2 protein-coding genes are annotated in these 5209 nt (G+C 51.2%); both read left to right on the forward strand.

The window, feature by feature from the left end; translation table 11 throughout:
- On the forward strand, positions 1-3403 hold a 3403-nt coding region (locus tag L2731_RS19350), incomplete at its 5' end, for a VCBS domain-containing protein (RefSeq protein ID WP_249254873.1).
- Between the two features lie 240 nt (positions 3404-3643).
- On the forward strand, positions 3644-5209 hold a 1566-nt coding region (locus tag L2731_RS19355), incomplete at its 3' end, for a retention module-containing protein (protein WP_283165135.1).

Below are 5209 nucleotides of genomic sequence, written 5' to 3' on the forward strand. Positions count from 1 at the left end.
TGCCAGCGGCGGCGTGGTGGAAGATGCCAGCAATCCTAACCTCACCGACAGCGGCGCGCTCAGCTTCACCGATGTGGATGTCAACAACACCCACAGCGTCACCGAGGTCTATAACGATGACATCAGCTGGGACGGTGGCGATCTGACCAGCGTGCTCAGCGCAGGTCAAATCCAGAGCCTCATCGACGGCTTCAGCGTCGACAGTGACAGCTGGGATTACAGTATCCTCAACTCTCTGGTGCAGTTCCTTGCTGAAGATGAAACCATCACCTTAAGCTTCGAGGTCACGGTCACCGACAACGATGGCGGGTCTGATACTAAGACGGTCAGCCTCACCATTACCGGTACTAATGACCTGCCGGTGCTCACCGTGGATGCCACCGGCGGCGTGACGGAAGATGCCAGCAATCCTAACCTCACCGACAGCGGCGCACTGAGCTTCACCGACGTGGATGTTAACAACACCCACAGCGTCACCGAGGTGTATAACGATGACATCAGCTGGGACGGCGGCGATCTGACCAGCGTGCTCAGCGCAGGCCAAATCCAGAGCCTGATCGATGGCTTCAGCGTCGACAGTGACAGCTGGGATTACAGCATCCTTAACTCTCTGGTGCAGTTCCTTGCTGAAGATGAGACCATCACCTTAAGCTTCGAGGTCACGGTCACCGACAACGATGGCGGGTCTGATACTAAGACCGTCAGCCTCACCATTACCGGTACTAATGACCTGCCGGTGCTCACCGTGGATGCCACAGGCGGCGTGACGGAAGATGCCAGCAATCCTAACCTCACCGACAGCGGCGCACTCAGCTTCACCGACGTGGATGTTAACAACACCCACAGCGTCACCGAGGTCTACAACAATGACATCAGCTGGGACGGCGGCGCTCTGACCAGCGTGCTCAGCGCAGGCCAAATCCAGAGCCTCATCGACGGCTTCAGCGTCGACAGCGACAGCTGGGATTACAGTATCCTCAACTCTCTGGTGCAGTTCCTTGCTGAAGATGAGACCATCACCTTAAGCTTCGAGGTCACGGTCACCGATAACGACGGCGGGTCTGACACCAAGACGGTTAGCCTCACCATTACCGGTACCAACGACCTGCCGGTGCTCACCGTGGATGCCACAGGCGGCGTGACGGAAGATGCCAGCAATCCTAACCTGACCGACAGCGGCGCACTCAGCTTCACCGACGTGGATGTTAACAACACCCACAGCGTCACCGAGGTGTATAACGATGACATCAGCTGGGACGGCGGCGATCTGACCAGCGTGCTCAGCGCAGGCCAAATCCAGAGCCTCATCGACGGCTTCAGCGTCGACAGTGACAGCTGGGATTACAGCATCCTTAACTCTCTGGTGCAGTTCCTTGCTGAAGATGAGACCATCACCTTAAGCTTCGAGGTCACGGTCACCGACAACGACGGCGGGTCTGATACTAAGACCGTCAGCCTCACCATTACCGGTACCAACGACCTGCCGGTGCTCACAGTGGATGCCACAGGCGGCGTGACGGAAGATGCCAGCAACCCTAACCTGACCGACAGCGGCGCACTCAGCTTCACCGACGTGGATGTCAACAACACCCACAGCGTCACCGAGGTCTACAACAATGACATCAGCTGGAGCGGTGGTGACCTGACCAGCGTGCTCAGCGCAGGTCAAATCCAGAGCCTCATCGACGGCTTCAGCGTCGACAGCGACAGCTGGGATTACAGCATCCTTAACTCTCTGGTGCAGTTCCTTGCTGAAGATGAAACCATCACCCTGAGTTTCAATGTCACAGTCACTGATAATGACGGGGGCACAGATACTCAAACAGTCACAATCACCATCAATGGAACTAACGATCCAATTGAGGGCGAATTTGCTAAAGAGATCTGGGTACCGGCATCGCTTGCTGAAATAGCCATACCTTACCTTGATGGTTATCCACTCAACATTGATATACCAACGGACCAAGACTACACAGATGTCATCACTATCACAGGATTGAATCTATCCTTCGTCGATCCTGACGAGACAGCCGACATAGGCGAAATTTGGTATATAGATGATGTTACCGGGGAGTTGACCCAGTATCTCTTCGATAGTCCCGTCGTGCTATCGGCTTCTGAACTCGGTAGCCTAATATATGTCCCCGGAAGTGATGGAGATACAGGCGAGCAGCTAGACATTAACCTCACCTTCACAATCAACTCGGGTTCCGATAGCGTCGATGGTAACTTTGTCATACATACGGTTCCAGCGAATAGCCTGGGCGGAAATACTGTGCTCATTGGTGATGGTTCATCACCACTAACTTCAGGTAATGATCAAGATGCCTTCCTGACCGTTAGTAGCGCATTTGCCAGCGCCATCAACTTAGATCCAAGCAGCGGTGCATTAGATCTGTTTACTGATTTCCAAAAATCGCCTTTCGATATCCCAATTCCTAACAGCGAAATTGGCGGACAGACAGGCATAGAAAGGGAGGAGGAAGTATCAGTAAGGCTGACTATTAACGGTATCACCTTCATTGTGATAGCGGCAGCTAATGGCGTAACGGATTGGTTTTATGATGCTGATTCAGGTCTGATGAATGCCCATATCTCTTATACAAACATCCTTATGGAATCAGACAATAGTATTACACTTGCCGATTACTTAGCAGCTAATCCAGTCGATCCCGGTGATATTTGGACCATTACCTACTTGGATAACGATGGTGGCTCCTATCAGGCTCGCTTTGTACAGGCCACCTTTACCCATGAGCTGCTAGCTGATACAGCGGTGACAGTCACAGGTACTGATGATGTGGATAACCTCATCTTCGGCACCACAGAGGGTGACTCTCTAACAGGGGCAAACCTCGATGACGAAATATATGGTCGAGAAGGCAACGACTCTATATTCGGTTTGGAAGGCGACGATCAACTCATCGGTGGCTCTGGTGACGATCTGATAGAAGGCGGAAGTGGTAACGACATCATCTTAGGAGGCCTAGGAAACGACACTATCGATGGCGGCATAGGCGCCGATATACTCATTGGTGGTGCAGGCAGCGATACCATAGATGCGGGTATTGACAGCGACATTGACACCTTGGTCTGGGATATTGGTTCCGACGACAACGGCATAGATACTGTGCTCAATTTCGACATCAGTATGGATCAGTTAGATTTGTCAGCAATCTTAGTCGACGAAGAGAATGGTATGTACTCTCTAGATCAATACTTAGCATTCAATTTCAGCGGTGGGAATACTGAGATCTCTGTCGATGCCAACCATGATGGAATCGTTGATCTCACGATCGTATTGAACAATGTTGACTTAACCAATAACAACACCTTAAGCGATACACAGATCATCAACAATCTACTCGGCAACGAAAACCTGATTATTGATACAATTCCATAACAGCTGACATTGTCGCGACACCCTACAAGGTCAAACCCTAACAATTAGTGGTTTGGCCTTTTTATTTGTCAATCACAAGCATTACAAACTGCGAGCATACCTTACCTTTAGCATTATTTGTGTGTCAAAAAATTGACCACTGTACAGACTATTGATAACATTCAACACTTGGCGAAAAAACGCGCTAACAGTTACAACACTTAAAATCAAGTTGTGTCATTTAATTCTGCGGGGGCAGGTATGAAATCGATAGTTACAACCAAAAATGGACAAGTTATAGATGTGAAAGGGAAGGTTTCTTTGGTAACAGAAACCGAGCAAAAAGCAGTAACTATCGGTGAAGTGATTCCCGAAGGAAGCACGATTCTCATTGCTGAGCAGGCTGATTTAGAGCTTGAGTTTGCAGATGGCACTTCTTTTACAAGTCAAAGTATCAATGACACTTCGTCTGTTGAAGCTGATGCATTAAATGAAATTGAACAACTTCAAGCACTGATCGCATCAGGAGAAGATCCAACAGCCGAATTACCAGAAACCGCCGCGGGTAATACTGCCACCAGTGAAGGTGACTCTGGCTTTATCTCCGTAAGCAGAACTGGCGCCCAAACAATCGCTGGCGCCGGATATACTACATCTGGATTCTCTGTAGAACAGCCTACAGTTCAAGCGTTTACCGTTAGTAGTGATGACGCCCCTACCATTACCGCTAATGACACTAATACTATCGCAGAAGATGAAGTCGCAACTGGCAACGTTTTAGATAATGATCTTGATTTCGATACCGAATTATCAGTAGTCAGCTTCAGTGTCGACGGTCAAACCGTCAATGCCGGCACTACCGTCGAGCTAGAAGGTGGCAGCCTGGTGATCAACGCCGATGGCAGCTACACCTTTACGCCAAACGACAACTGGAACGGCAGTGTGCCGGTCATCACCTACACCACCAATACCGGTGAAAGTGCGACCCTGACCATTAATGTCACCCCAGTAGATGACCCATCCGTGCTGGCCAACGACAGCAACACCGTGGCAGAAGACACAGTGGCAAGCGGTAACGTGCTCGATAACGATAGCGACATCGACAGCCAACTGTCTGTGGTCAGCTTCAGTGTCGACGGTCAAACCGTCAATGCCGGCACCACCGTCGAGCTAGAAGGTGGCAGCCTGGTGATCAACGCCGACGGCAGCTACACCTTTACGCCAAACGACAACTGGAACGGCAGTGTGCCGGTCATCACCTACACCACCAATACCGGTGAAAGTGCGACCCTGACCATTAATGTCACCCCAGTAGATGACCCTTCTGTACTGGCTAACGACAGCAACACCGTGGCAGAAGACACAGTGGCAAGCGGTAACGTGCTCGATAACGACAGCGATATCGACAGCGAACTGTCTGTGGTCAGCTTCAGCGTCGACGGTCAAACCGTTAACGCTGGTACTACCGTCGAGCTAGAAGGTGGCAGCCTGGTGATAAACGCCGATGGCAGCTACACCTTTACACCGAACCAAGATTGGAACGGCAGTGTGCCGGTCATCACCTACACCACCAATACCGGTGAAAGCGCGACCCTGACCATTAATGTCACCCCAGTAGATGACCCTTCTGTACTGGCCAACGACAGCAACACCGTGGCAGAAGACACCGTGGCAAGCGGCAACGTGCTCGATAACGACAGCGATATCGACAGTCAGCTGTCTGTGGTCAGCTTCAGCGTCGACGGTCAAACCGTTAACGCCGGCACCACCGTCGAGCTAGAAGGTGGCAGCCTGGTGATCAACGCCGATGGCTCTTACACCTTTACG

Source organism: Shewanella aquimarina, from assembly GCF_023349185.1.
GTDB classification, from domain to species: Bacteria; Pseudomonadota; Gammaproteobacteria; order Enterobacterales; family Shewanellaceae; genus Shewanella; species Shewanella aquimarina.